Raw genomic sequence first — 24,744 nt, forward strand, 5'->3', positions numbered from 1 at the left:
CAAGATGGAGTAAAGTTTAAACATTGCGAACGTTGCGTTTATAATAAAATGAGAACATATTTGAAAGGATAACGAACTCATTCTAATTGAGCCTTTGTTTACCTTATTGTTTTCATTGCCGTTGCTGAACGAAGTGCCTTTGCGAACTATCAAGATGGAGTAAAGTTTAAACTTTGCGAGCGTTGCGTTTATTATAAAAATAAGAACATTTATTTTTGAAACATTCAGACAGAATTAAGACATCCAATGCTTGATAATATCAACTTTCCATCCCTCAGCAGTTCTTTTGATAAGATAGGTCAGGCCTGTTGTAGTGCCTTCAATCATAAAAATATAGGTGTCTTTCATATCATCACAATGGAAAACTTTGCTGTAATACGGTTTGAAGCGGTTCATATAGCTAAACTTACTGTATTCTGCATATTCTTTTGAGGTCAAAAAAATAATTTTTTCATCAACTGGATCTATACCTTTAAGATTTTCATCATCAGTAACGATGATTTTGTAATCCAATGAATATACGAAATCCCTTTTTCTTTCCGGAAGTTCATCCCTCTGCTTCTTCAGATCCTCTTTAAATGTTGCTAGTGGAATGAAGAATTCTTCATAGAAAGGATTCTGATGAACGGTAATGTTATAGTTACCATACATAATACCCTGGAGGAGTTTTGTGAAATCATTTTCAGGTGTTTTATATTTGGGGTTGTTATCTTCTGCATCACTGATGCCGTCACCGTCTGTATCTTTTGAATAAGGATTGGTAAAAAGCTTTCTGGTTTCTTCAATATCATTGATGCCGTCTCCGTCAGAATCTTTTAAAATTTCAGAAAGGTCAAAAGTCAGTAAAGCATTGTCTTTTACAATGGCATATTCAGGGGAAGCTCCATAAACATGATGTTGGGTCATTCGGGTGATATCTGCTTCAATCTGAAGAAGATTTTCATCCTTCCACAACGGATATCCGGAATTGCTTTTTAAAAAATAGTGCTGATTGGCAACAAGTCCGGTAAAATAATTTTTCCACGTTTTTCCGTTGTCTTTCGAAATCCTCAGATAATAGTCATTGGATAAAAATGAATCTGTGGTATAGAGTATAGCGACTGTTCCGTTAAGCTGTCCGGTTTTCACAATAAGCGGAATAGGAATATCACTTACTTTTTTATCAAATTCCTCTTGTCTGATGGCATATATTGCATCAAAATTATCATAAGGCAGATCTTTCGTTCTTTGCTTCACCGGATCAATGATGTTTTCTGAATGAGCATTTTGTTTGATATACTTTACCGATATATATTGAAAGGGTGGAGTGAGTGCCTCTTGCTCCGTGACAGACAGAAAAGGTAAGTGGGAACTGAAAAGGCTGTCCTTCAGCTTTTCGAACTGAATACACTTACAGCCGTCTGTTTGCTGAGAAAAAAGCAGACAAAAAGGTAAGTGTAAAAGTAGAGTTATTAATTTTTTCAAAATTTTTTAGTTTTTAATTAAGATTTAAACGGATCGGGCAAAACTTTATTTTAAAGAGCGTTATATTTAAACATATTTTAAACTTGATTTAAATTCACTGTTTTGTGGGATTATGATTGAGGATTTAACCATTTTTTGCATTATATTTGTTATAAACATAAACCATGAAAAACAATTTATTGATTTTTACGTTTAGTTTTTTGGCTTTCCCTGCTTTGGGATGGGCACAGTCTGCTCCCGATTTTAAGGAACTTTTAGACAGTGCCATGGTTCGGGATTCGAACCTCAAAATGCAGATTACCCAAAACAAACTTACCGATCTCGACGAGCATAAGCTGAAAGATGTTTTCCTTCCTACTTTGGAACTGAGCGGAAAAGCCGGATATCTTAACGGTACCGCCAGACTTACCTCACCGGAAATTAATCTCGCTCCTTTTATAAATATCTCTGAAGGCGCATTCAACAACAATTTCAATGTATCAGGATTTTCAGGCGTAGCTAAAGCTGATGCCAAAATGCTTCTGTATTCAGGAGGGAAGGTGAAATACATGAAGAAAGCTGTTGAAGAAAAAAGGAAGTCCGAAGATATTCTGCTGGAGAAAACAAAGGATGAGGTGGTAGCTACTATTTCCAAAGCATATGATCAGCTGGCATTGATTCACCAGTCCCGAAAAGTACTGGATGAAAGTACAAAAAGGCTCGATATCAACAAAAAAACAGCAGATAAAGCATTAGGTTACGGATTGATCACTCCTTACGATCATAAGAAAATTGAACTTGCCCAGGCCACTTTAAATGCGAAGGTCATAGAATATGAAGGGAAAAAAGAACTGCTTCTTACCCAGCTTTATGTTTTAACAGGAATTGACAAAGACCGTCTCAGAATGATTGATCCTGTTCTTTCACCTGTAGAACTGCTTTCACCTGAAAAAGGAATAGAACAGAGAGCGGAAATCCGTGCCCTTGAGCATGGCATTGCAGCAGCAGATTACAAAATAAAAGCCGAAAAAACATGGATGATTCCAAAAGTACAGTTAATGGCTTCAGCATACTATATCGGACTTTACGGTAATCATATCAAAAGTTCTGAAAATATAATTCCGGCTGTACCAATACTGGGCTATGAAGGTAAGAAACTGGACTGGAGACCTAATAATATCAATGTATTCCCTCTGATTACAGCTGGAGTAGGGTTCAAATGGGAAATTTTTGATGGTAAAGAAGGAAAACATGCGGAGGAAACTGCCAAAGTTGGGAAAGAAATGTTGCAGAACCAGAAAGATGATGCTTTAAAAAAGCTGACACTGAACCAGGCCAACAACCAGACCAACTATAATATTGCCTCTGCACAGATCACCCTGAAAGCTAAAGAAAAAGAACTGGCAAAGAATGCATTGGTACAGGCAGAAAAAGAATTCAGATACGGAATGAGCAAATCTTCACAGCTTATTGATGCCGAAAATGATCTTGAAGCAGCCGAACTGGAATATCAAAATGCAATTTTTAACCAGAGAAGAGCGGGAATAGAACTGATGAGATCTACCCAGGAACTGGATATCACCAAACTTTATTTAATCCCTTAAAAATTAAAATGATGCATAAAAATATATCTATACTCTTTGCTGCTCTGTTGATGCTGGGGAGCTGTGACAAAAAAGATGAAAAGATCAGGGAACCGGAAGGAAAAACTAAAAAAGATGTGATTTCCTTTGCCCCGAAGGTTACCGGAAGAATCTTAAAAATATATGTCTCCGAAGGTCAAACTGTGAAAAAAGGAGATACCCTGGCACAGCTTGATGTACCGGAAGTTTCTGCCAAAATTGCCCAGGCCCAGGGAGCTGTAAATGCCGCTACGGCTCAGGAGCAGATGGCAAAGAACGGAGCAACCGCAGATCAGATGAGACAGCTGCAGGCAAAATATAAAGGATTGAAAGAACAGTATGAGTTCGCTCAGAAATCTTACAGGAGAGCTAACAATATGTTCCGTGACAGCCTAATGTCTCCACAGGCCCACGATGAGGTTTATGCAAAGCTTCAGGGAGCAAAAGCGCAATATGATGCTGTGGTGGCTGAACTGGACGATGTGCAGAGAGGAACCCGCTTCGAAAAAGTAGAGATGGCAACCGGACAGGCTTCCCAGGCTAAGGGTGCATTGCAGGAGGCCAACGTAGCCTATTCTGAAAGATATATCATCGCTACCAACGACATGGAAATAGAAACCATCAGCCTGAATACGGGAGAATTGGCCACAGCCGGCTTTGCTTTATTCAACGGCTATATCCCGGAAAGCACCTATTTCAGATTTACCATTCCTGAAAGTGCCATTTCCAAATACAAAAAAGGGCAGGAAGTCAATATGCAGGTAGTTTACAATAAAGAAAGCCTTACAGGAAATATTGTGTACATCAAGCAGCTTACCAAGTATGCGGATATTACCACTGCTTACCCTGATTATCAGTTACAGGATGCGATCTATGAGATCAAAGTGAAACCGAAAGATATGAATAAGGCCAAAAGTATTCTGGTCAATGCAAATGTTATTCTGAAATAGTATAAATGGAACGAATGGACCTTCAAACAACAGAAGTGAAGTTTTGATAGCCATTTAAAAAAATATAAAAATATACAGATGAAAGAATTTTTCCGTCTTTTAAAACGTGAGTTCAAACTTTTTATCGGCAATTCTACCTTAAGGACGGTGTTCTTTTTGGCACCGGTCTTTTATGCAACCTTGCTGGGGTTTGTCTACAAAAGCGGAAAAGTTGAAAATACTCCCGTATTGGTTATCGACAGAGACAATACTCCTTTGTCTAATCAGCTGACGGAAATGCTGGATGATAATAAAAGCATCAGGATCATCAGATACCTGCAGGAACCTCTCAGCATCAAAGATGAGGTGATCAGGCATGAAGCGGCGGCAGTTGTGATCATCCCTTCAAGATTTGAAGGCGATATGCTGCAGAAGAAATATCCCGAACTGAATGTTTATATCAATACCGGAAATGTTTTAACGGCTAATTTTGCCTCCAAGGCACTTCAGCTTACGATAGGTACTTTCTCCGCCGGAGCTTCCATTAAAGCCCTCCAGAAAGCGGGTATGCCTGCTGCCAAGGCTGCCACCCAATATGAGCCTTTCAAAGCCAATTATATTACCCTTTTCAATACCACCGGGAATTACCTTATCTTTATGTGGCCGGCGATGCTGGCGGTTGTTTTGCAGCAGGTGATCCTGTTGGCAATGGCTGTAAGTTTTGCCGCCGAATTTGAAAGAGGAACTTTTGTAAAAGAATATGCTAAAATGAAGAAATGGGCTTTTCCTACAATGCTGATCAAGGTCATTCCGATCTGGGTATTTTCCATTCTTATAGTAAGTGTGTATTACTTCATGCACATGATCTTCAGGGTTCCGATGCCGGAAGGAATATTTAATTTTATTCTCCTTACTTCGGTTTTTGTAGGATCTGCATCTTTCCTTGGGGTATTTATCAGTATATTGATCCCGGATGCCTTAAAAGCGACTCAGATTCTTATGGTTATTGCTTCTCCTGCATTCATCATCAGTGGCTTTACATGGCCTTTGAACGCAATGCCTGCTTTTGTTCAGTTCATTGCCAATATTATTCCGTTAACCCCGTTTTTACAGGCCTTTAAAATCTTATTGATCCAAAAAGGTTCAGTAGAACTTACTTTTCCTTACCTGGAACACCTGAGTATTCTTGTTGTGGTGTATGCCATTGTGGGCTGGATTGCTTTAAAGATCAAACTTTGGCTGATCTTCAAAAAAGCGGCACCACAGGAAATATCTGTGGAAAGAACTACGGAAGAGGAAAAAGGATAATTATTTAAACCACCCCGTCAAAAATTCTTTGAATTTTTGCCACCCCTCCGGAGGCGGGGAATGCCCGTGCATTCAATGATGGCTGGAAACTGGATATTGTCTTCCAGAACATTTTTAGCAATATAAATACGGCCTCTGAACGACTGGAATACTGAAATCTTCGGGCTTCAGCTTGTAACTGATAATCTGCATCTCGACATCCTTTCCCAAATCACCGTAATTTTTATTCCAGTGTTACAATCAAACAAAAAAACTGATATATTTGTCTGTAGTAAATTAGAAAAAATATGGAAAATGTATTTGACGCAAAAGATGCTCAAAACTATATTGATAGAATCAACAGGCTTGTAGAAGATACCCACGGTTTATGGGGGAAAATGACAGTGGATCAGATGTTGGCACATTGCTGTATTACTTATGAAATGGTATATGAGCCGGAAAAACATAAAAAACCGGGATCTATTGCCAAATTTATTTTAAAAACTTTCGTAAAATCTAAAGTAGTGGGTGAAAAAGCTTATCCGAGAGATTCGCCTACGGCTCCTCAGTTTTTGGTAACCGGCAGAAAAAACTTCCATGAAGAAAAAACAAGGCTGATCGGCTTTATTCAAAAAACACAGCAATTGGGAGCGGAAGCTTTTGATGGTAAAGAATCATTTTCTTTCGGGAAACTGAATGCTCAGGAATGGAACAATATGTTTGCGAAACATCTCAATCACCACCTGTCACAATTTGGCGTTTAGAACAATGATCATATGAAAAAAATTTTATTACTTTTTCTTTTTGCTGCCCATTTTGTGTGGGGACAGATGCCGGATATTTCAGTTGCCTGGCTTAATAACAGCAAACCTTATATCGGAACAATCGGAAATAAAGGTCAGGAGCTTAAGCTGAAGATCAATATTGCCGAGCAGAATAAAAAGAACGACCAGGAGTATTTTGTGTCGGGATATTCTCTTGTGGATACCAACTATGCTAAATTTGAAGGGAAGATTACCATTTCAAAATATAAAGATGCCAAGAAACAGGGAACCATATTTGGGGAATATGAGCTGGCTGAAGAGAATAAAGGGAAACATTCCGGGCTTTTCAAAGGAAAATTTGTGTACAACTTCAAATGGAACAGAAAAACCGAAAAGGTGGAAGAGCAATACATAGAACTTACGGGTGACTGGAAAAGCTATGACGGAACACTGGAATTCAAAACCCATCTGAAAAACCAGTAATGATGTTGAGACGAATAGCAGCTGTACTGATAGGGCTGATTATAGGTTCTGTCTGCATTACAGGCGTTGAAAAAATAGGACATTTCCTCTATCCGCCTCCTGTGGGGGCAAAAGACGGAGATATGGAATCTTTGAAAGTTTATGTGGCAGAAGCACCTTTTATGGCTCTGCTATTCATTATTCTGGCTTATGCTGTGGCTGCACTGGTTTCCGGATTTACCGCCTCAAAAATTTCCAATGACGGGAAACCTACGGCAGCATTTGCCTGTGGTATTCTTTTTTTACTGATCACCATTTATATGATGGCTTCTTTGCCTACGCCCATCTGGTTCTGGGTTTTGGGGATTCTGGTGTGGGGATTGGTTTTTGTAGGTCATCAACTCGCTTTAAAAACTAAAAAAATATGAAATTAGGAGCATTTTCAATCAGCCTGAGTGTAAAAGATCTTCAGAAATCCAAAGATTTTTACGAAAAACTGGGCTTTACAACAATGGGAGGGGCTACAGAACAGAATTACCTGATCATGAAAAACGGATCTACGCTCATAGGTCTGTTTCAGGCCATGTTCGATGGAAATATGCTTACTTTCAATCCCGGATGGGATGAGAATGCACAGAATCTTGAATCTTTCGATGATGTGCGGACCATTCAGAAGCATCTTAAGGAAAACGGAGTGGAAATTGACAGAGCAGCCGATGAAACTACTTCGGGACCTGAACATATCTACCTGAAAGACCCGGATGGAAATATGATCCTTATCGATCAGCACAGGTAATAAATTTAAAAAAAACTTAACTTATAAAAAACAATCATGGCAACAGTAAACGTTTATTTAACATTTAATGGAAACTGCAGAGAGGCATTCGATTTCTATAAATCAGTTTTCGGAGGAGAATATCCTTATATCGGAACTTTTGGAGAAATGCCTCCAATGGAAGGAAAAGAAATGCCTGAAGAAGACAAAAATAAAATCATGCACGTTACCCTCCCGATCTCTAAAGAAACCGTATTGATGGGAAGTGATACAGGAGGTGAATGGTCTTCCGGCTTTAAAGCAGGAAATAATTTCTCCATCTCTATCAATGCAGAATCTAAAGAGGAAGCTGGGAAATTATTCGACGGACTTTCTGCAGGCGGACAGGTAACAATGCCACTGGCTGATACTTTCTGGGGAGCCTATTTCGGAATGTTTACCGATCAATTCGGGATCAACTGGATGGTTAACTATGATGATCCGGCGAAAATGCAGCAACATCCGTAAGATTATTCTGATTTAAAAGTATTATAAAACCCGACAGACCTTTCTGTCGGGTTTTTTATATAAGTTTGAAGGGATGAAACAGCAGACAGAATTAATTCTTTTTAATGATTTTATAGCTTTGAGATTCTGTGCTCATAAGGTAGATTCCGTCGGGAAGGCTTGTAATATCCATCTTATTTTCGCCTTTTACAGCTTCAGCTGATTTCACAAGTTTTCCGGATTGGTCATATAAACGAACCTTACTGTTTTTATCCATATTCAGATGAAAAACTCCTGAAGTGGGATTGGGGTATACATTTGCCTTGTTTTGCGGAAGGAATTCTGTAGTTCCCAGTGTTGAAAATTTTGACCAAGTAAAAGCATCCAGGCACATATACACATAGCCTCCTGTTGATTGCAGCTGGATCTCATCAATCGCAATACTGCTGTTATTCTGATTATTCAGGGTGGCAAGATCGATCAGAGTAAACCCGTTATTGATGCCCGTTGTTCCTGCTGTAGCATTGAATGTTGTATTAAACCCCGATGTTTTGGTGATGGTAAATTTGGTCACTCCGCCCAGCTTTCCGGTAATGATGAGCGTTCCGGATGAGGTAGATTGATTTAATGCTGTATTGCTTAAAAAGACCCAGAATTTTGATACGGTAAAGGTAGAATTACTTTTAATGCTGAAAGAAGGTGAATTGATATTGGTGGTTCCTGTATTGTCGATATAAACATTATCATTGGCTGTCCCGTTCCATCCGGTATTGGGATAATTGGACTGAATTCTGAAAGTTCCGGCATATGAAATAATATTGAAAACATATCCATTATTAGTAAAGGAAGTGCCGCCTCCGGGGGAAGTTTCAAAAGTGACCGTGCTCGTCTGGGCATGCACAGATGTACCATTGCTCAGGAAAATAAAGAATATAAAAAAGATAATTGCTTTCATGATATTGATTTTTTATAGTTAGTGTTTTTAATAATTAAAGAATACATCAGGATATCAGGACTATATTTCGCCTGTTCGGTATTATACTCCAAAGTAACAGTGAAATAACGGGTGAAAACAGCGTACAAAATTCCAAATTGGAAAACACGTAGAAATACGTATTCCTAACTTTTCATATTGCTTTATTTTTGAAAAGAAAAGAGAGAAAAGGAAGTAAATGAAAATAAAATAAACTTATTTAGCAAAATAATTGGTTTTTTCATAACTTGGAGAAATACTCTTACCGGATTTAGACTTACTATTATATAACATTTAAAAACAAGTAAACTATGGAATTACCTAAACACGCAGTAGCATTAAAAGATGCCCAAAGATGGATTCAAAACTGGCAGACAAGAACAGACATTACAGGTACCGAGATCAAAGCACACATGATTCCGCCAAAAGATGTATCTGATATATTCACCAACGATCCGAACGTTATGAATCTTCGTGGTTACAATGCAATCAATGATGATAAAGAATTTAAATTTCTGATGGTGGGCGTTGATATTCTTGGCGATGATATGGTAGATTATGAGAAAGGGTATTATATCTATGATATGACAACACCTTGCCCAAGCGTATGTTCAAGGGTGCAGTGGCTGGATTTGTAATTTAAACTGAAGATCATTGGATCATTGGATTGAAATATTGTCATTAATAGGAAAAGGCATTCTGCTGATTAATCTGGCAGTATATTGTATAGGCTTTTCCGGATCTGGAAGAGCTTATACATTTTTTATAGGTTATCTGGCCTGGATACTGATATGTGAAATTGTCTTTTATGTATTGAATTATCAGAAGATCAATAATCTGTTTTTTTCCCATTATTATCTGATTGGTCAGTTTTTGTTGCTGGGACTTTTTTTTCATGAGATTTTAACGGAAAAGTATCAAAAAAATACGGCACGATTCCTTTTAATAAGTATTCCTTCGGTACTGATTGTTCAGTATATCATATATCCGGAGAAATATCAGGTATTTAACTTATTTGAAATATTTGTCACTTCCTATTCAATTATTATTCTGGCATTATTTCATTTGTATAATACGCTGGATGCCAGAAAGAAATACAACTACATATGCCTGGGGCTCTTACTGTATCTCATAAGCAGTACGGTGATATTCCTCTCCGGAAACTTGTATACGGTGATGAACCGGCAACTGCATAAAGAAATCTGGGTATTGAATGTCGTCATGTTTATTGTTTATCAGGTTTTTATTTTCGCTGAGTATTTCTTTTCCCGAAGAAAAAATGTGTAATTACTGTTATGATCTTATAAAATGAATGAAAATACAATTATCTCCACCATAATCTATACTTTTTTAGCATTTACATTACTGGCGGTTACCCTGGTCATCTTTTATTATTTTTCAAATAAAAAAATAACGAAGAACCTTCTTCAGAAAAAAGAACTGGAAATCAGATATGAGAAAGACCTTACCCATGCTATCATAAGTTCCCAGGAGAAAGAACGGTTGCGGATTGCCCAGGATCTGCACGATGACATCAGCTCAAAGCTGAGTGTTGTATCCCTGAATATTCATCTGCTGGATACAGAAAATTTAACACAGGAAGAATATATTGAACTGAAAAATAAAATTATCAATCTGGTCAATACAACAGCTGAGAGTGCCAGACAAATTTCTCACGACCTGCTTCCGCCTGTCCTGGAAAAATTTGGTCTCCATGCAGCAATTGATGCCTTGTGCTCAGAAATTAATATGTCTAAGACTGTACAGGTTTCTTATTCCAACAGCCTGTATTTTGCCAAAGCGGAAGATGAGAAAAATTTGCATATCTTTAGGATACTTCAGGAACTGATCAATAATTCCGTAAAACACGGGGAAAGTACCCGTATTCAAATTGAATTTAAAGGAAAAGAAGGAAAAAATACATGTATTTATAAAGATAACGGGAAAGGGTTTGATCCTGAAAAAAATACTCTTAAAGAAGGATTGGGGCTGCGGAATATAAGAAGCCGGGTAGAGCTGATCAACGGAACACTAAGGATAGAAAGCGAAAACGGGAAAGGAATTACTGTAGAATTTACATTTTAAATCTTATTAAAGATGGAAAAAGATAGCATTCGCCTGATGATCGTAGATGATGAAGCACTATTTCGTCAGGGAATTTCATTATTGGTCCAGAGAGAGACAGATATCGTGCTCGTTCGAGACTTCAGCAACGGAAAAGAACTGCTCGATACCCTTACCACCCTCGAAGAGCTGCCGCATATCATCCTTATGGATCTCAATATGCCGGAAATAAATGGAGTAGAAGCCACCAAACAGGTTCACATCAGATACCCCCAGATCAAAATTATAGCCCTTACCAGCTACAATACGAAAGCATTCATTGTTAATATGATTCAGTCGGGAGCGTGTTCTTTTCTCAAAAAGAATTCCAGCCCTTCAGAATTACTCAACGCCATCCGGGAAGTGCATCAGAAAGGGTTCTTTTATAATCCTGAAGTAATGGAAGCTTTGCATGAGAATCTTACGGAACCTAAAAAGAAAGTCTCCAGTATTTTCGATGCCAATCACATTTCAAAAAGAGAAAAAGAAGTGCTGGAACTCATCTGTAAGCAATACAGTACCCCTGAAATTGCAGACCGCCTTTTTATAAGTTCCAGAACTGTAGAAGGGCACCGTAACAGCCTTCTTCTGAAAACCGGAGCCAAAAATACAGCCGGCTTAGTGGTATACGCCATAGAAAGTAAAATTGTAGATACAAATTATCTGAAAGATCGCTTCAACTAAATTTTATTAATATTTTCTGATTAAATTAGTCTTTGTTTTTAAAATAAACAGAGAAGATACTGCCTGCCTGTGAAAAGCTGTATCTGAAGACAAAGACCAAACAATCAACTGACTGAAAATACTGAAAAAATGAAATTTACAATTGAAAATATCAAAGCAGAACATCAAAAAGTAAAAAGCGGAGCAGATTTCCCACAATACATCCGGGCTATAAAAAATCTTGGAGTTTACCATTACACAGCCTATGTTGCTGATGGAAATACAGAATACTTCAGTACAGATAACAATTCTGCACAAACAGGAAGTAAATACGATCCCCTTACCGTTTCCCAGCATTTAAATCTGGAAAATTTTAAAACAAGACTAAAGCTGCATCAGCAGGGCGGTACAGATTATATGACATTCTGTAATGATTGTGCCGTAAACGGAATTGAAGGCTGGAAGATGGATCTGAATGCCATGACCTGTTCTTATTTTGACAAAAACGGAAAAGAAGTTCTCGTTGAGCAGGTGCCTGCATAATGCATAAAGGGCAGTGGAAAACTCCAGGATTCACTTCCAATGCCACATACAGACCATATTGAATATTTGTTTGCTATTATTGATTTAAAGTATTAATTTTGTTTAAAACGATAGACAATAGTAATTACAAACATGAGAAAGATTTTTACGAAGATGGCTGTTACGGTATTAGGGCTTGGGTCCGTACTGACGTTTGCACAAAAAAATGATCTGGGAGCCTGGTATATGTACTTTGGAAACAATAAGATCAGTAAGAAGCTGAACTGGCATAATGAAATCCAGTACCGGAACTTTGATGCAGTCGGAGATCTGGAGCAGCTTTTAATCCGTACCGGGATAGGATATGACCTGACCGAAAACAATAATAATGTTTTGCTTGGATATGGTTTCATTCTGAGCCAGCCTTATGTAAACGGAGAGAAAAAAGAAAATATTGAGCACAGAATTTTCCAGCAGTTTATTACCAAACAGAAATTCGGACGTTTCAATCTTCAGCACCGTTACCGTCTGGAAGAACGTTTCCTGGAAGATGATTTCAGAATGAGATTCCGTTATATGCTGGGGGTAAACATTCCCATCACTCAGAAAGAAATGCTGCCTAAAACACTTTATGCATCCGTTTACAACGAAATCTTTTTACACTTCAACAGTCCGGTTTTCGACAGAAACAGGGTGTATGGAGCCTTAGGATATGTCATCAATAAGAATATGAGGATAGAGGCAGGATATATGAACCAGCTCCAGGAAAACAGAAACCGGGGGCAGATTCAGATCGGGTTTTATAACAATATCCCGTTTACCAAAAACTAATGAAAATGATGCTGAATGCTGATGAAAAAATATCTGAAAAATAAATGATCATTAACTAATAAAACAAACACATATGCATTCAGGAAAAAGATTCGGAGCACTTGAATTTGCTACATGGACAAGACGAAGCATTTATGCCTTAATCGTTTTGTCTGCTATTCCTACAGTTTTGTATTTCTTAGGATGGACGTTTCTATCCGTGCCGTGGCAGCCCATTGCTATTATGGGAACCGCAGTAGCCTTCATCGTAGGATTTAAAAACAATGCAAGCTACAGCAGATTATGGGAAGCAAGACAAATCTATGGGGCTATCATCAATGACAGCCGGAGTTTCGGATATATTCTGAGGGATGCCCTGGTTTCAAAAGATCCAGCTAAAGTAAAAGAAATGTTTCTCCGTCATTATGCATGGCTTACCGCTCTTAGATTTCAACTCAGAGAACCGAGAGTATGGGAAAATATGGGGACTACCCAGTTTGATGAGTATGCCAAGAAATATGACATTCCGGAGAGACTTTCCAAACTGGATGATGAGCTGAAAAAATATCTTTCAGACAGAGAACTTCAGTATATTTTAAGCAAAAAGAACCGGGCAACACAGCTGATGGCAAGTCAGAGTAAAGAATTGTCTGAAGCTTATGAAAAAGGAGAAATTAATGATTTCCAGTGGACGCAGATCAATCAGCAGCTGGTAAAATTTACCGATAACCAGGGAAAAGCAGAAAGAATTAAAAATTTTCCCTATCCGAGAAACTTTTCGTCGATCACTACTTATCTTTTGCTTTTATTCATTGTTTTTGTTCCTTTTGGATTATTAAAAGAATTTGATAAGTTGGGAGACGGCACCATGGTAGAAGGCTGGACATTATGGTTCAATATTCCGTTTTCCCTGTTGGTGACATGGTGCTTTCATACGCTGGATAGTGTAGGAGAAGCTTCAGTAAATCCGTTTGAAGGAAGTCCCAATGATGTTCCTATCACCCAGATCAGCCGTACCATTGAAATCGATATGCGGGATATGCTGAATGAATCTGATCTTCCGCCTGCCATAAGCCCGAAGAATAATATTGTGCTTTAATGAATTGAGAGATAAAACAAACTTTATGAATCCCAAAATCGGTAAAGTTTTAAACGATCCTTCAATCTCAATAATATAAAAAATAATACTTAAAAAAACTTAATCAAAATGATTCACAGCTATGTTATAATATCCATTGTGGTATTACTGTCTGTAATGATATTAGTAATGATCGGGCAGAAGCTGAAGGTGGCTTACCCGATCTTTCTTGTGATTGCCGGATTGCTGATCAGTTTTATTCCGGGAATGCCACGGGTAGAAATAGAGCCTGATCTGGTGTTTCTTATCTTTCTGCCGCCTATTTTGTTTGAAGCGGCATGGTTTACTTCCTGGCAGGATTTTCATAAATGGAGAAAGCAGATTTTTTCTATGGCTTTCGGACTGGTATTTCTGACCTCAATAGTAGTGGCCTATCTTTCATCTTCCATTATTCCGGGGCTTACTCTGGCGATGGGATTCCTGTTGGGAGGTGTCAATTCTCCGCCTGATGCAGTAGCAGCCACTTCGGTATTGAAGCATATGAAAATTCCTAAAAAAATTACCAATATTCTGGAAGGAGAGAGTCTTATTAATGATGCATCCAGTTTGATTGTCTTTAAATTTGCTCTGGCAGCAGTGATTTCCGGACAGTTTATCTGGCGAGACGCTGTTCAGGACTTCTTCACCATGGCGATTGGTGGAATTGCTGTAGGTGTAGCCGTAGGTTTCCTGTTTGGAGCATTGCTGAAAATCATTCCTACCAACTCCAATATCGATACCATTATTACACTTATTGTTCCCTACATCATGTATGTGGGAGCAGAGCACTTCCATTTTTCAGGAGTACTGGCAGTAGTATCGGGCGGATTGCTGATGTCTTATAATTCACACTGCTATCTGAGCCATACTTCGAGAATTCAGTCAGGGAATGTCTGGAGCGTATTAATATTCCTGATGAATACCATTATCTTTATCCTTATCGGCTTGGAACTTCCTATCGTTGTTGAGGGAATGCAGGAATACACCATTTCCGACGGGATATTTTATAGTGTAGTGATTGGAGGAGCTATCATTGCTACAAGAATTTTGTACAGCTATGCCCTGATGTATTTTCCAAGGATTTGCTCTAAAGAACTGAGGTTAAAAGTTCCGAAACCGGATTGGCGGGAACCGTTCATCATCAGTTTTGCTGCGATGAGAGGTGTTGTATCACTGGCGGCAGCTTTGTCTATACCAGCCTTTCTTCCCAATGGCGAAGCCTTTCCGCACAGGAATATCATCTTATTTGTAACTTTCGTTATTATTTTGATCACATTGGTAGGGCAGGGATTACTGCTAAGTCCAATTCTTAAGCTGTTAAAAATACAGGATGCAGGAAGTGAATTACCGGAAGAGAAACAGGAAGTGATCCTGATGCGTAAGTTGAAAGAAACAGCCTTACACAAGCTGGAAAATGATTTTTCTGAGCTGGCTGTAAGCAACAGTCTGGTACGTCATCAGAAACATAAGCTGGAAAATGAAATGATGCTGATGGCAGATAAAGCCCAATGTATGGCTTCCACAGGAGATTATGTGACGGCGGTCAATGAAAATAAAGATGTGTTGCGCCAGATCATCCAGGCCCAGAGAAACGAATTGCACAGAATGAAACGGGAAAAAATATTTGATGATCATGTGATGCGAACCATTGAAATGCAGCTGGATTTTGATGAAGCAAAAATCACAGGATTCTCCCATTCATAATGAGAAATTTGGCGTAAAGTAAAAGTCATCGACAAAAAGTCATAAAAGAATTTAGGCTAAGATTAAGATTAAAGCTAACTTGCATACAGCAGGATTTAGACTTGAATAATGAAAATGCTTAAAAACTTTTATGGCTTTTTCATTTAAAATAAACCGATATTCTGTAAAATTTTAACAATATGAATACACCAATCACTGTTCAGTATAAAATACAGGCTTCACCTGAAAAAATATGGAAAGCATTGACTGATAAAGATGAAATGAAATCCTGGTATTTTGATATTCAGGATTTTGAGCCTGAAGTAGGAAAACAGTTTAATTTCTATGAGCCGGGCGGAGAAAATAAATTCCATCATCAGTGTGAAATCATAGAAATTATTTCTTTTCAGAAATTGAAGCATACCTGGGCTTATCCTGAATTTTCAGATCAGAAAACAATCGTAACTTGGGAACTCTTACCGGAAGATGACGGCACAATGGTAAAACTGACTCATGAAGGAATTGAAAACTTCAGTGATCTGGGTGACAGCTTCTCCAGGGAAAGCTTTACAGAAGGATGGAATGCCATTATTGGGCAAAATTTAAAAGAATACTCAGAAAAAAAATAGCTTATGATCGAATTACAGCCTTTTACCCTTGATGATGCTCAGGTATTGATCTCAAAAATAAAAGATGAAAGAATGCTGCTTCAGTTTGCCGGCCCCATGTATCATTTTCCTCTTACCGCTGACCAGCTGAAAGAAGATTTGCATGATCCAAAAAGAACATTGTTCAAAATAGTGGATCAGACGGATCATACTATAATAGGACATGCTCAGATCTTTTTGAAAGAAGAGGCATTCCTTTTGGGAAGAATTCTGATCTGGGATGAAAACAACAGAGGAAAAGGATATGGAAAGAAAGTAATGAAAGAACTTCTGAAATACGGCTTCAGCCATTTTGATAAGAAAACAGCGGAGCTGAATGTATACGACTGGAATACCGGAGCTATTGAATGCTATAAAAAAGTAGGTTTTACCATTGATCCGGACATAAGGAAAGAAGCCGTCATTGATCAGGAAACATGGGTTTCCCTTAATATGAAAATTAATAAAGAAACTTTTGAATTACAGGAATCATGACACAGTTTACAGGACTCCGGCCGATTCTCTGGACAGAAAACCTTGATGATACAATAGGCTTTTACATGCGGGTTCTCGGTTTTACCCTGATGGGCAGAAACGATGACTGGCAGTGGGCTTCACTTCGCAAAGATGAAATCTATATCATGCTTTCCCAGCCAAACGAACACGAAAAAACGGAAGGTATTGGATTCAGTGGCTCATTTTATTTTAATGTCAATAAAGTGGATGAACTTTGGGAAGACCTTAAAACAAAGGCCGGAATATGCTATGAAATTGAAACTTTTGAATGGGGAATGAGGGAGTTTGCAATCTATGATAACAACGGTTATATCCTTCAATTTGGTGAACCAACCGATAATATTGGCAATACGGAATAAAATTTGCTATTTTTGGGGAAATATTTAGAAAATCAATGAAAAAAAATATAATAGCGGGTTTCGCAGCGATTTTATTACTGGCATCTTGTAACAAGGATAAAGAGATTCTTGATACATTAAATACGTATAATACAACAATGGAAGCAAAAGGATATCATTTCGGTGATAAACTGGAACTTCCGAAAGAAGTGACCGAAAATGCAGAAAGCGTAACCATTAGCTTCGGAGATAAAGAAACAACAGATTTAACGGTTGATCCAAAGTTTTTTACATTAGGAGATAATGCCGTTACTTTTAATATCAAAACAAAAGGTGGAGAAGTACTGAATCAGGATGCAACCATCAACGTATTTGCTAAAAATCCAGAAAAAAATATAGCTTATCAGATCGTGGCAGAATACCCTCATGATCCTAAAAACTTTGTACAGGGATTCCAGATTGAAGGAAATACCATTTACGAAAGCGATGGCCAGAACGGTTCTTCCCAGATTCTTAAATATACATTGGGGACTACAACGCCGTTAGCTTCTACCAAACAGGCTCCGGAAGATTTCTCTGAAGGAAGTACGATTATTGGAGATAAAGTATATCAGCTGACATGGCAGAGCAAAAAAGGATATATCTATGATAAAAATTCTTTAAAACTCCTTTCGGAATTTGCTTACCCTAATGTATTAGGTGAAGGATGGGGACTTACATATGACGGAAAGAACCTGATCGCTTCTGATGGAAGTAAACTTTTATATTTCCTAGATCCTAACGAACCTTCAAAAGTAATCAAGTACATTGCCGTTGCCGGAAGTACACAGGCTTATGATCAGCTGAACGAGCTGGAATATCACAACGGTTTTATCTATGCCAACGTATGGCAGAAACCAATCATTTTAAAGATCAATCCTGCTAACGGAGAAGTCGTAGGAACATTTGATTTCACAGAAATTGCCAAGCAAAATACCAAAGGAAGTGATGATGTACTGAACGGAATCGCCTTCAAAGGAGAAAATATGCTGGTAACCGGTAAAAACTGGCCTAAGATCTATGAAGTTCAGATCAAATAAAAATAAAAAATGACTTACAGATAAATGATAGCGTTCCTTAGGAGCGCTATTTTTATAAAATTAAATGAAGTCTTTTGGAAAATGATTGTATTTCTAAGAAGTACTGTTGGCTGAAGAACGTCGGTAATTTTTGTACTGATTGATAGTATAGATAATTCCATTAACTTTGACAGTCTTTTGGATGAAATTATTTTTCAGTATATTGACCACATTAAAAAAGCAGAGTGAAGTTTTTAAACATAATATTTATTTTCCTTTTCTGTACCGCTTTCGGACAGAATATGCTCCCTTTGGATACTTTGAAACTCAAGGAAGCTAAAGATATGCTGGCTGATGATTACGGGAATCTGTATATCTATAAAAATAAAGATTTCAGTCTGACCAAATATGATTCTCTGGGAAAACAGATCGGGAAAATGATGCTTACGGTTCCCTTTAAAGTTCAGACCGTACAAAATCCTTTGAATGTTCCTTTGTTTTCAGAAAATGCACAGGAAATGAAATTCGTAGACCAGAATATGAATGAGATCCAACGGATTGATTTTAAGCAGAAATTCGGGTTTATCAGAATGGCTTATGCTGAAGACCTTCAGCAGCTGTGGCTGTTGGATGACAGTACAAAACGTCTGATACAGTACAACTTCAGAAACGATACAACCATCAATTCTTACCCTTTTGATATCAGTTTTGAAGACCTGATGGATTTGCTTGTGTACGAAGGTAAGGTCTATATTCTAACGAAAAAGCATATCAGAATCTACAGCCTTAAGTTTGAAAAACTGTTTGAAGCTCCTGTCGATAACGGGAAAAGATTCAGAAGAGAAAACGACAATATTCTTGTAGTTGGCAATAATACCATTTCCCAATATATTCCAGAAAAAGGATTAGTGATCATTTTTGATGATCAGGATGCACAAATTGTGGATAAAAACATCCTCTCTTATTTTGAAATCAAGGGGAACAAACTCTATCTTTACAGCCTTGAAAAAGTGAAAAAAGCCAGACAGCAAAAACAGCTGGAAATTCAGCCTGAATCTGCAAAGCCATCTTCGGAAAAACCTGAAGAAAGGGCAGGAGGAGAAAGTGTTGAAGAAAAATCTTCAGACAATACATTAGAAAAATTGATCGGAGATATTTCAGAAGTGGAGGCTGCCGGTGTAGAAAAGCTTATCAACTAATCAGTAAATACAAGGAAAAAGAATATGCACATTGCAGTTACAGGAAACATTGGAGCAGGAAAAACAACTTTGACTACCATGCTTTCCAAGCATTACGGATGGGATGCACAATTTGAGGATGTAGATCATAATCCTTATCTCGAGGATTTTTATTCTGATATGAGCAAGTGGAGTTTTGCACTGCAGGTGTATTTCCTGGGAAGCAGATTCCGACAGGTGAAAGAGATCAGAGAAAGCGGGAAAAATATTATTCAGGACCGTACCATCTACGAAGATGCACACATTTTTGCCGAAAACTTAAATGATATGAATCTTCTTTCTGACAGGGATTTCAATAATTATTCGTCACTTTTTGACCTGATGAAGTCTTTTGTCTCTGCTCCGGATCTGTTGATTTATTTAAAATCTGACGTTCCCAATCTGGTAAAGAAAATCTACAAAAGAGGGCGTGAGTATGAAGCTTCCATCAGTATTGAATACCTTTCAAAGCTGAATCAGAAATATGAAAAATGGATTTCCAATTACACAGAAGGAAAACTTTTAGTGATTGAAGTTGATGATCTTGACTTTGTAGAAAAACCGGAAGATTTCGGATTGATTCTTGAGAAGATCGAAGCAGAACTGCATGGGTTGTTTTAACAAATATTTATCATAATATTAAGACTGCCTCCATCCAATTCTTGTTAAATTTGTGATAGGCAAGTTTAATTTTTTAAAATGATTAAAGATGTTAGTAAAAGTTTTACATAACGGAAACTGTTCAAAGTCAAACGCCGTTCTTGAATATCTGGATGAAAACGGTGTTCCTTTTGAGATCATCAATATCATAGAAGATCCGTTGAGCATTCTTGAGATCAGAACAGTTTTGAAGAAACTTAATCAGAGTGTCTTCCATATCATCCGTAAAATGGATAAACTGTATATTGAAAACTATGCAGATAAGAATTACACCGAAGAAGAATGGATTAAAATCCTGGCTGAAAACCCTTCCCTGATTCAAAGGCCTATTCTGGTAAAAGGATCGGTGGCAATGTTGGGAAGACCTATTGAAAACGTAAAATTCTTTATTGAGAAATAATATAATAAATATAAATAAAAGAGCCTGTTTTATCAATTAAAACAGGCTCTTTTATTATAAAACAATCCGTATAGGATGAATTCAGATAATATTAAGGTGTCTTTTTTCGATTACCTTTAGATCCAACAATAGCATTGTATAATGCTTCAAGTTCCTTTGGAGGACGGCCCGCATCAAAAGTCGCAGAAGTATAGGTAGTACCGCCGGAAGTAATCATAAAAGTGGATGACAAAGCCTGGTCTGAAAATCTGCCGGTAGTTGGAGACTGAAGATCTGATATCTTAGAGAGATCAAGAGCTTCTGCCTGTCTTGCGATATTGCTCCATTCGGAAGGAATCATTGCTATTTTTGTGGAATCCCCATTGTAAATCGATATTTTTGATGTTGGCGTTAAAATAGAATTACGGTTAATACCTCTTGTTATTTCTGTTAGCTGTATTTTTTCAATTTTATTTTGTTGGTTCACTTTGGTTGATATTTTTTCATTATTTTCTGTTTTGTTTTGATGAAAACAGCTGATATTTAATGATATCAGAATTGTATTAGTTATTATAAAAAGAAGTCTCATTGTAATATTTTTACTTTATTTTAAAATTTGATGAATTGTATTCTTGTATGATGGGTTAATTTTTTATATTTGCTAAATTATAAAAAATATGGTAATGACAAAATCTATTATTTTAAAATCCTCTTTAGCCGCATTGTTTTTTATGGGCGTAGGATTTTCAAACGCACAGGTCAGAGACGGTGCAAAACCTACAAAGAAAGTATGGGAAAACAGAAAGCTGGATCCTAACGGAGTAGAAAAATGTGCAACTGTTGAATATGAAGCAAACTTACAGAAGAAGTTTCCTGAAAGATTGTCTGATGAGCAGTTTGAAAAATGGCTTGCACCTTTGATTGAAAAAGCTCAGGCAAACAAATCTCAGAACGGAACGGTAATTACAATTCCGGTAGTAGTGCACGTTATTCACAGTGGTCAGAATGTAGGAGTTGCTCCTAATATTTCAGATACTCAGGTAATGTCTCAGCTTACTGTGATGACCAATGACTTCAGAAAAAAAATTAATACTCCGGGCTATAATACCAATGCCGTAGGTGCTGATACTGAAATAGAATTTGTACTTGCAAAAGTAGATCCTAACGGAAATCCTACCAACGGAATTGACAGAGTAAACCTTTGCAGAGATTATTGGGGAAGAGGAGATGAAAGCCAGGGATATACAGATTATATTAATGGAACTGTGAAGCCTAAGACGATCTGGGATCCTACCAAATATATGAATATGTGGAGTGTAGACTTTGCAGATAACGGTTTATTAGGGTATGCCCAGTTTCCTTCTGCTTCAGGTCTTCCGGGACTTGGTGCAAATGGAGGTCTGGCCACTACAGATGGGGTAGTTGCAGGATATGCTACTTTTGGAAGTATGGATTATAATGATGGTACATTCCTGATGCAGCCTGGTTATGACAGAGGAAGAACAATGACTCACGAGGTAGGTCACTTTTTGGGGTTAAGACATATCTGGGGAGATGCATCATGTGGAAATGACTATTGTGCAGATACACCGACAGCACATACTGCAAATTATGTATGTAATGCTTCTATAGTAAGCTGTAACGATCCGAATGTTTTTGAAATGGTTCAAAACTATATGGACTATACCAATGATACTTGTATGAACATTTATACCAATGATCAGAAAACAAGAATCAGAACAGTAATGGATAACTCTCCGAGAAGATTGGAGCTTAAGGCATCTACTGCTGATCAGCCTATTGCTTTATTCCCTAATGATGCTGAAATAAAGTATGATGGTGGATGTTCATTAGGTATTCTTAACTGTGGAGCAGGAGTATTACGTCTTCTTATTACAAACAGAGGAACCAGTAATTTAACTTCAGCTGTTGTTTCATATTCAATCAACGGCGGTGCTGCTCAAACGTATAGCTGGACAGGTAATCTGACTCAGGATAAATCAGACGTTATCAACATCCCTGTAGATGGATCTGTAGCATCTTCACCTGTTACTTTCTCTATTACATCCGTAAATGGAGGAGCAGACCAGAGAAGTACCAATAATACAACAAGTGGTAACTATGTAAAACCTGTAGCACCTGCATACTTTGGAACAACTACGGTTACCTTTAAATTAAAGAGAGACAGATGGGGACAGGAAACAAGATGGAATTTGAAGAACAGTGCCGGTCAGATCGTAAAAGAGGGAAGATATAATAATTCTCAGCAAGGACAGGCTGATCCGGCTCTTATCACTCAGACTTGGAACTTGCCTGAAGACTGTTATGTATTCACAATCTCTGATGATTTTGGAGATGGTTTAACAGGGGTGAGTACTGGAGCTCCACAAGGATATGTAGATTTACTTACAAGTTCAGGGCAGACTATATTCCATTTAGATGGTGAATTCTCTTATGAAACGAAAGCATTTACTACAAGAGAATCTTTATCAACTTCAGAAGTGAATAAGAAAAATACTTTCGGAGTATATCCTAACCCGGTTAATGATATTCTTAATATTACCGGTCTTTCAGGAGAAACTCAGTTTGAAATTCATAATGCTGTAGGACAGCTTGTTAAAAATGGTAAAACCAGCAATAACCAGATTCATGTATCTGAACTTGCAAAAGGTGTTTATGTAATTACCCTTAACAATGCTAAAGCTTCAGAAAGCATCAAGTTCGTTAAGAAATAATACAACAACAAATATCAGATTGATAAAACCACCTCTTAACAGGGGTGGTTTGTTGTTTGTAAAAGAGATGTAATATTGAGGAATAAATAAGTTAAGGCTGGAAGAAAGAGAAGGCTGAAGATTTGTAACGGTAAGAAATAAAAAACCGGATCATGGTAGTTATGATCCGGTTTCTGTTTTTACAATAGAATAACGCCTTCTATCTTGGCTACTTCTTTATAGATATTCACCACCTGATTGGCATCCAGTACAAATGCGTTGATGTTGCAGGCTGTGTATTTTCCATTTTTGCTTTCGCGGTTTCCCAGAGTAAATTTAATACCGTCAAAAACTTTGTAAATTTCAGTAAGTTTTGCCTGGTCTGTGGGAATGATAAATTTAAATAAATAATCTTCCGGAAAATCATGATGATCCTCCAGTTTTTCCTTCAGAGACTTGTAAAAATCCTCAGGACTTGCGTGTTGATTTCCTTGTAATATATCCATCTGCAATTGTTAATATAATATAAATATAGCGAAAATTTTCCTATTTTCCAAATGGTCCCAGCAGGGATTTGGAGTTCTGATGTTCATAATCTTCAATAATATTAAATAGTCCGTTTACGAGCTGTTCGGAAGCAAGCTGGCTCAGTCCGCCGGAATTAACCGTGCTTTTATTTCCTCCCAAAAGATTTCCAAGGAAATTATTTCCGGCTAATGCGGTATTGATCGTTTTCACAATTCCGTATTCATTAAGCTTCTCGTCCACTTTAGGAGAAATGGCTGCGATAAGCTGTTGTGATGTTTTTTCTTTCAGAATTTGTGTAGCAGTTGTTCCCTGGATGATCCTTGTTACGTCCTGTGCATTAAGACTGTTGACGGCGCCCTGTAAGATAGGTTTTGAAATATTGACCGTGTAGACAGCTGCCTGTGCAATATAATCCCTTTCTTTGGCAACCAAAGACGGAGAAATTTTTTCCAGCATGGAGTTGATGTCTCTGAGCTCTTTCGGAAGTGCTTTATCAACCATATTATTCTGCAGGAAGGCTTCTTTGTTTCCATAGATTCCCACTCCTTTATCAATCCCATTGAGAAGCATTCTTTTGATAATAGAAAGCCCCATATCGCTTGTGGCAATACTTGTGCAAGACTGTACGGTAGTGGTGATGGCTGCTCCGGTTCCGATGATCAGAGCCGTTGCAATGATATATTTTTTCATTGATATTTTTTATTACTTTTTATTAAAGCTTTTTGTCAAAAACCGCACCAAAGGTAAATACTATTCTCTATTTAACAAAATATTAAATTCATAGCCATTATTGGGTGATTTTTTAGAGAAAAAATGCTGTTTTCTCATTAGTAATGTGATTGTCTATTTGCAATTATTTTATTTATAAATTCATAAATGGCGATTATTTTTTGTTTTATGTTTATTAAATGTTGTTTGTTTTTAAATTTTTAAGATATTTTAACATGATTCAATATTTTTCCTATTTTTGACTAATGTCTTTTTTTGAGATTTTAAGATAACTCCAATAAAGATATACGGAAATTTGATTGATTGAATAAAATTGAAA

29 protein-coding genes are annotated in these 24,744 nt (G+C 37.5%); 24 read left to right on the forward strand and 5 right to left on the reverse strand.

The features are described 5' to 3' along the window. Positions 1-234: 234 nt before the first annotated feature. Positions 235-1,464 (reverse strand): hypothetical protein, encoded by a 1,230-nt coding sequence (locus tag ACTJJF_RS01955; protein WP_440698498.1) that lies wholly within the window; start codon positions 1,462-1,464, stop codon positions 235-237. Positions 1,465-1,628: 164 nt separating this feature from the next. On the opposite strand from ACTJJF_RS01955, the gene ACTJJF_RS01960 reads away from it, so the two are divergent. The 8 genes from ACTJJF_RS01960 to ACTJJF_RS01995 all read left to right on the forward strand — a co-directional run bounded on the left by ACTJJF_RS01960 (position 1,629) and on the right by ACTJJF_RS01995 (position 7,789). Continuing rightward, entirely contained in the window at positions 1,629-3,047 is a 1,419-nt protein-coding gene (locus ACTJJF_RS01960) for a TolC family protein (protein ID WP_440698499.1), read from the forward strand. Between the two features lie 11 nt (positions 3,048-3,058). Next, complete coding sequence (locus ACTJJF_RS01965; protein ID WP_440698500.1) at positions 3,059-4,015, forward strand: HlyD family secretion protein; 957 nt, start codon at positions 3,059-3,061, stop codon at positions 4,013-4,015. A 78-nt stretch (positions 4,016-4,093) separates the two neighbouring features. After that, the gene (locus ACTJJF_RS01970; protein ID WP_440698501.1) at positions 4,094-5,302 is read left to right on the forward strand and encodes an ABC transporter permease; all 1,209 of its coding nucleotides are present in this window, start codon (positions 4,094-4,096) and stop codon (positions 5,300-5,302) included. Between the two features lie 287 nt (positions 5,303-5,589). Further along, positions 5,590-6,045, forward strand: a complete 456-nt coding sequence (locus ACTJJF_RS01975; protein WP_312301175.1) for a DUF1569 domain-containing protein — start codon at positions 5,590-5,592, stop codon at positions 6,043-6,045. Between the two features lie 12 nt (positions 6,046-6,057). Beyond that, positions 6,058-6,528 carry a hypothetical protein gene (locus tag ACTJJF_RS01980; protein WP_312301172.1) on the forward strand — a complete coding sequence of 157 codons (471 nt, stop codon included), beginning with the start codon at positions 6,058-6,060 and terminating at the stop codon, positions 6,526-6,528. Between the two features lie 2 nt (positions 6,529-6,530). Next, positions 6,531-6,935, forward strand: coding sequence for a hypothetical protein (locus ACTJJF_RS01985; RefSeq protein WP_440698502.1), 405 nt, complete (start codon positions 6,531-6,533; stop codon positions 6,933-6,935). Next, entirely contained in the window at positions 6,932-7,303 is a 372-nt protein-coding gene (locus ACTJJF_RS01990) for a VOC family protein (RefSeq protein ID WP_312301167.1), read from the forward strand. Before ACTJJF_RS01985 ends, ACTJJF_RS01990 begins: the two co-directional genes overlap by 4 nt. A 36-nt stretch (positions 7,304-7,339) precedes the next feature. Then, complete coding sequence (locus ACTJJF_RS01995) at positions 7,340-7,789, forward strand: VOC family protein (RefSeq protein ID WP_312301165.1); 450 nt, start codon at positions 7,340-7,342, stop codon at positions 7,787-7,789. Positions 7,790-7,880: 91 nt separating this feature from the next. Here the strand turns inward: ACTJJF_RS01995 and ACTJJF_RS02000 are convergent, their stop codons facing one another. Further along, a complete protein-coding gene (locus ACTJJF_RS02000; RefSeq protein WP_440698503.1) occupies positions 7,881-8,723 on the reverse strand; it encodes a T9SS type A sorting domain-containing protein in 843 nt (280 codons plus the stop codon). 329 nt (positions 8,724-9,052) lie between these two features. On the opposite strand from ACTJJF_RS02000, the gene ACTJJF_RS02005 reads away from it, so the two are divergent. The 15 genes from ACTJJF_RS02005 (at position 9,053) to ACTJJF_RS02075 (ending at position 20,475) form a co-directional block, all read left to right on the forward strand. Then, complete coding sequence (locus tag ACTJJF_RS02005) at positions 9,053-9,379, forward strand: hypothetical protein (protein WP_440698504.1); 327 nt, start codon at positions 9,053-9,055, stop codon at positions 9,377-9,379. 16 nt (positions 9,380-9,395) lie between these two features. After that, positions 9,396-10,028, forward strand: coding sequence for a hypothetical protein (locus ACTJJF_RS02010; protein WP_312301158.1), 633 nt, complete (start codon positions 9,396-9,398; stop codon positions 10,026-10,028). Positions 10,029-10,049: 21 nt separating this feature from the next. Continuing rightward, positions 10,050-10,826 (forward strand): sensor histidine kinase, encoded by a 777-nt coding sequence (locus ACTJJF_RS02015; protein WP_440698505.1) that lies wholly within the window; start codon positions 10,050-10,052, stop codon positions 10,824-10,826. 12 nt (positions 10,827-10,838) lie between these two features. Then, entirely contained in the window at positions 10,839-11,528 is a 690-nt protein-coding gene (locus tag ACTJJF_RS02020) for a response regulator transcription factor (RefSeq protein ID WP_065398389.1), read from the forward strand. A gap of 129 nt (positions 11,529-11,657) precedes the next feature. Then, a complete protein-coding gene (locus tag ACTJJF_RS02025) occupies positions 11,658-12,050 on the forward strand; it encodes a DUF1398 domain-containing protein (RefSeq protein WP_440698506.1) in 393 nt (130 codons plus the stop codon). Between the two features lie 132 nt (positions 12,051-12,182). Beyond that, positions 12,183-12,860: a DUF2490 domain-containing protein gene (locus tag ACTJJF_RS02030; protein WP_312301150.1), complete on the forward strand. Its 678-nt coding sequence runs from the start codon at positions 12,183-12,185 to the stop codon at positions 12,858-12,860. 73 nt (positions 12,861-12,933) lie between these two features. Next, entirely contained in the window at positions 12,934-13,938 is a 1,005-nt protein-coding gene (locus ACTJJF_RS02035) for a bestrophin family protein (protein WP_440698507.1), read from the forward strand. A gap of 108 nt (positions 13,939-14,046) precedes the next feature. Continuing rightward, positions 14,047-15,660, forward strand: a complete 1,614-nt coding sequence (locus ACTJJF_RS02040) for a Na+/H+ antiporter (protein ID WP_312301145.1) — start codon at positions 14,047-14,049, stop codon at positions 15,658-15,660. 179 nt (positions 15,661-15,839) lie between these two features. Further along, positions 15,840-16,268 (forward strand): SRPBCC family protein, encoded by a 429-nt coding sequence (locus ACTJJF_RS02045; RefSeq protein ID WP_440698508.1) that lies wholly within the window; start codon positions 15,840-15,842, stop codon positions 16,266-16,268. Positions 16,269-16,271: 3 nt separating this feature from the next. After that, positions 16,272-16,781, forward strand: coding sequence for a GNAT family N-acetyltransferase (locus ACTJJF_RS02050; RefSeq protein ID WP_440698509.1), 510 nt, complete (start codon positions 16,272-16,274; stop codon positions 16,779-16,781). Then, on the forward strand, positions 16,778-17,161 hold the full coding sequence (locus ACTJJF_RS02055; protein ID WP_440698510.1) for a VOC family protein: 384 nt from the start codon (positions 16,778-16,780) through the stop codon (positions 17,159-17,161). Before ACTJJF_RS02050 ends, ACTJJF_RS02055 begins: the two co-directional genes overlap by 4 nt. A 35-nt stretch (positions 17,162-17,196) precedes the next feature. Next, positions 17,197-18,219, forward strand: a complete 1,023-nt coding sequence (locus ACTJJF_RS02060; protein WP_276162603.1) for a glutaminyl-peptide cyclotransferase — start codon at positions 17,197-17,199, stop codon at positions 18,217-18,219. Between the two features lie 224 nt (positions 18,220-18,443). After that, positions 18,444-19,397, forward strand: coding sequence for a hypothetical protein (locus ACTJJF_RS02065; protein ID WP_440698511.1), 954 nt, complete (start codon positions 18,444-18,446; stop codon positions 19,395-19,397). A gap of 24 nt (positions 19,398-19,421) precedes the next feature. Continuing rightward, entirely contained in the window at positions 19,422-20,036 is a 615-nt protein-coding gene (locus ACTJJF_RS02070; RefSeq protein ID WP_065398380.1) for a deoxynucleoside kinase, read from the forward strand. 88 nt (positions 20,037-20,124) lie between these two features. Next, on the forward strand, positions 20,125-20,475 hold the full coding sequence (locus tag ACTJJF_RS02075) for an ArsC/Spx/MgsR family protein (RefSeq protein ID WP_440698512.1): 351 nt from the start codon (positions 20,125-20,127) through the stop codon (positions 20,473-20,475). Between the two features lie 91 nt (positions 20,476-20,566). Here the strand turns inward: ACTJJF_RS02075 and ACTJJF_RS02080 are convergent, their stop codons facing one another. Beyond that, positions 20,567-20,941, reverse strand: a complete 375-nt coding sequence (locus ACTJJF_RS02080) for a hypothetical protein (protein ID WP_440698513.1) — start codon at positions 20,939-20,941, stop codon at positions 20,567-20,569. 196 nt (positions 20,942-21,137) lie between these two features. On the opposite strand from ACTJJF_RS02080, the gene ACTJJF_RS02085 reads away from it, so the two are divergent. Further along, positions 21,138-23,189, forward strand: coding sequence for a M43 family zinc metalloprotease (locus ACTJJF_RS02085; RefSeq protein ID WP_312301122.1), 2,052 nt, complete (start codon positions 21,138-21,140; stop codon positions 23,187-23,189). Between the two features lie 179 nt (positions 23,190-23,368). On the opposite strand, the gene ACTJJF_RS02090 is transcribed toward ACTJJF_RS02085, so the two are convergent. Together ACTJJF_RS02090 and ACTJJF_RS02095 are read right to left on the reverse strand one after the other, a co-directional pair. Further along, entirely contained in the window at positions 23,369-23,674 is a 306-nt protein-coding gene (locus tag ACTJJF_RS02090; RefSeq protein ID WP_065398376.1) for a DUF493 family protein, read from the reverse strand. 40 nt (positions 23,675-23,714) lie between these two features. Next, positions 23,715-24,386, reverse strand: a complete 672-nt coding sequence (locus ACTJJF_RS02095; protein ID WP_440698514.1) for a DUF4197 family protein — start codon at positions 24,384-24,386, stop codon at positions 23,715-23,717. Between the last annotated feature and the right edge of the window lie 358 nt (positions 24,387-24,744).

The sequence above is a fragment of the Chryseobacterium sp. 22458 genome (assembly GCF_052044975.1).
Lineage (GTDB): Bacteria > Bacteroidota > Bacteroidia > Flavobacteriales > Weeksellaceae > Chryseobacterium.

Bases quoted from the DNA above. Each gene is read 5' to 3' on its own strand.
- ACTJJF_RS01960 (WP_440698499.1), top strand. From the start codon at position 1,629: ATGAAAAACAATTTATTGATTTTTACGTTTAGTTTTTTGGCTTTCCCT.
- ACTJJF_RS01965 (WP_440698500.1), top strand. From the start codon at position 3,059: ATGCATAAAAATATATCTATACTCTTTGCTGCTCTGTTGATGCTGGGG.
- ACTJJF_RS01970 (WP_440698501.1), top strand. From the start codon at position 4,094: ATGAAAGAATTTTTCCGTCTTTTAAAACGTGAGTTCAAACTTTTTATC.
- ACTJJF_RS01975 (WP_312301175.1), top strand. From the start codon at position 5,590: ATGGAAAATGTATTTGACGCAAAAGATGCTCAAAACTATATTGATAGA.
- ACTJJF_RS01980 (WP_312301172.1), top strand. From the start codon at position 6,058: ATGAAAAAAATTTTATTACTTTTTCTTTTTGCTGCCCATTTTGTGTGG.
- ACTJJF_RS01985 (WP_440698502.1), top strand. From the start codon at position 6,531: ATGTTGAGACGAATAGCAGCTGTACTGATAGGGCTGATTATAGGTTCT.
- ACTJJF_RS01990 (WP_312301167.1), top strand. From the start codon at position 6,932: ATGAAATTAGGAGCATTTTCAATCAGCCTGAGTGTAAAAGATCTTCAG.
- ACTJJF_RS01995 (WP_312301165.1), top strand. From the start codon at position 7,340: ATGGCAACAGTAAACGTTTATTTAACATTTAATGGAAACTGCAGAGAG.
- ACTJJF_RS02000 (WP_440698503.1), bottom strand. From the start codon at position 8,723: ATGAAAGCAATTATCTTTTTTATATTCTTTATTTTCCTGAGCAATGGT.
- ACTJJF_RS02005 (WP_440698504.1), top strand. From the start codon at position 9,053: ATGGAATTACCTAAACACGCAGTAGCATTAAAAGATGCCCAAAGATGG.
- ACTJJF_RS02015 (WP_440698505.1), top strand. From the start codon at position 10,050: ATGAATGAAAATACAATTATCTCCACCATAATCTATACTTTTTTAGCA.
- ACTJJF_RS02020 (WP_065398389.1), top strand. From the start codon at position 10,839: ATGGAAAAAGATAGCATTCGCCTGATGATCGTAGATGATGAAGCACTA.
- ACTJJF_RS02025 (WP_440698506.1), top strand. From the start codon at position 11,658: ATGAAATTTACAATTGAAAATATCAAAGCAGAACATCAAAAAGTAAAA.
- ACTJJF_RS02030 (WP_312301150.1), top strand. From the start codon at position 12,183: ATGAGAAAGATTTTTACGAAGATGGCTGTTACGGTATTAGGGCTTGGG.
- ACTJJF_RS02035 (WP_440698507.1), top strand. From the start codon at position 12,934: ATGCATTCAGGAAAAAGATTCGGAGCACTTGAATTTGCTACATGGACA.
- ACTJJF_RS02040 (WP_312301145.1), top strand. From the start codon at position 14,047: ATGATTCACAGCTATGTTATAATATCCATTGTGGTATTACTGTCTGTA.
- ACTJJF_RS02045 (WP_440698508.1), top strand. From the start codon at position 15,840: ATGAATACACCAATCACTGTTCAGTATAAAATACAGGCTTCACCTGAA.
- ACTJJF_RS02050 (WP_440698509.1), top strand. From the start codon at position 16,272: ATGATCGAATTACAGCCTTTTACCCTTGATGATGCTCAGGTATTGATC.
- ACTJJF_RS02055 (WP_440698510.1), top strand. From the start codon at position 16,778: ATGACACAGTTTACAGGACTCCGGCCGATTCTCTGGACAGAAAACCTT.
- ACTJJF_RS02060 (WP_276162603.1), top strand. From the start codon at position 17,197: ATGAAAAAAAATATAATAGCGGGTTTCGCAGCGATTTTATTACTGGCA.
- ACTJJF_RS02070 (WP_065398380.1), top strand. From the start codon at position 19,422: ATGCACATTGCAGTTACAGGAAACATTGGAGCAGGAAAAACAACTTTG.
- ACTJJF_RS02075 (WP_440698512.1), top strand. From the start codon at position 20,125: ATGTTAGTAAAAGTTTTACATAACGGAAACTGTTCAAAGTCAAACGCC.
- ACTJJF_RS02085 (WP_312301122.1), top strand. From the start codon at position 21,138: ATGACAAAATCTATTATTTTAAAATCCTCTTTAGCCGCATTGTTTTTT.
- ACTJJF_RS02090 (WP_065398376.1), bottom strand. From the start codon at position 23,674: ATGGATATATTACAAGGAAATCAACACGCAAGTCCTGAGGATTTTTAC.
- ACTJJF_RS02095 (WP_440698514.1), bottom strand. From the start codon at position 24,386: ATGAAAAAATATATCATTGCAACGGCTCTGATCATCGGAACCGGAGCA.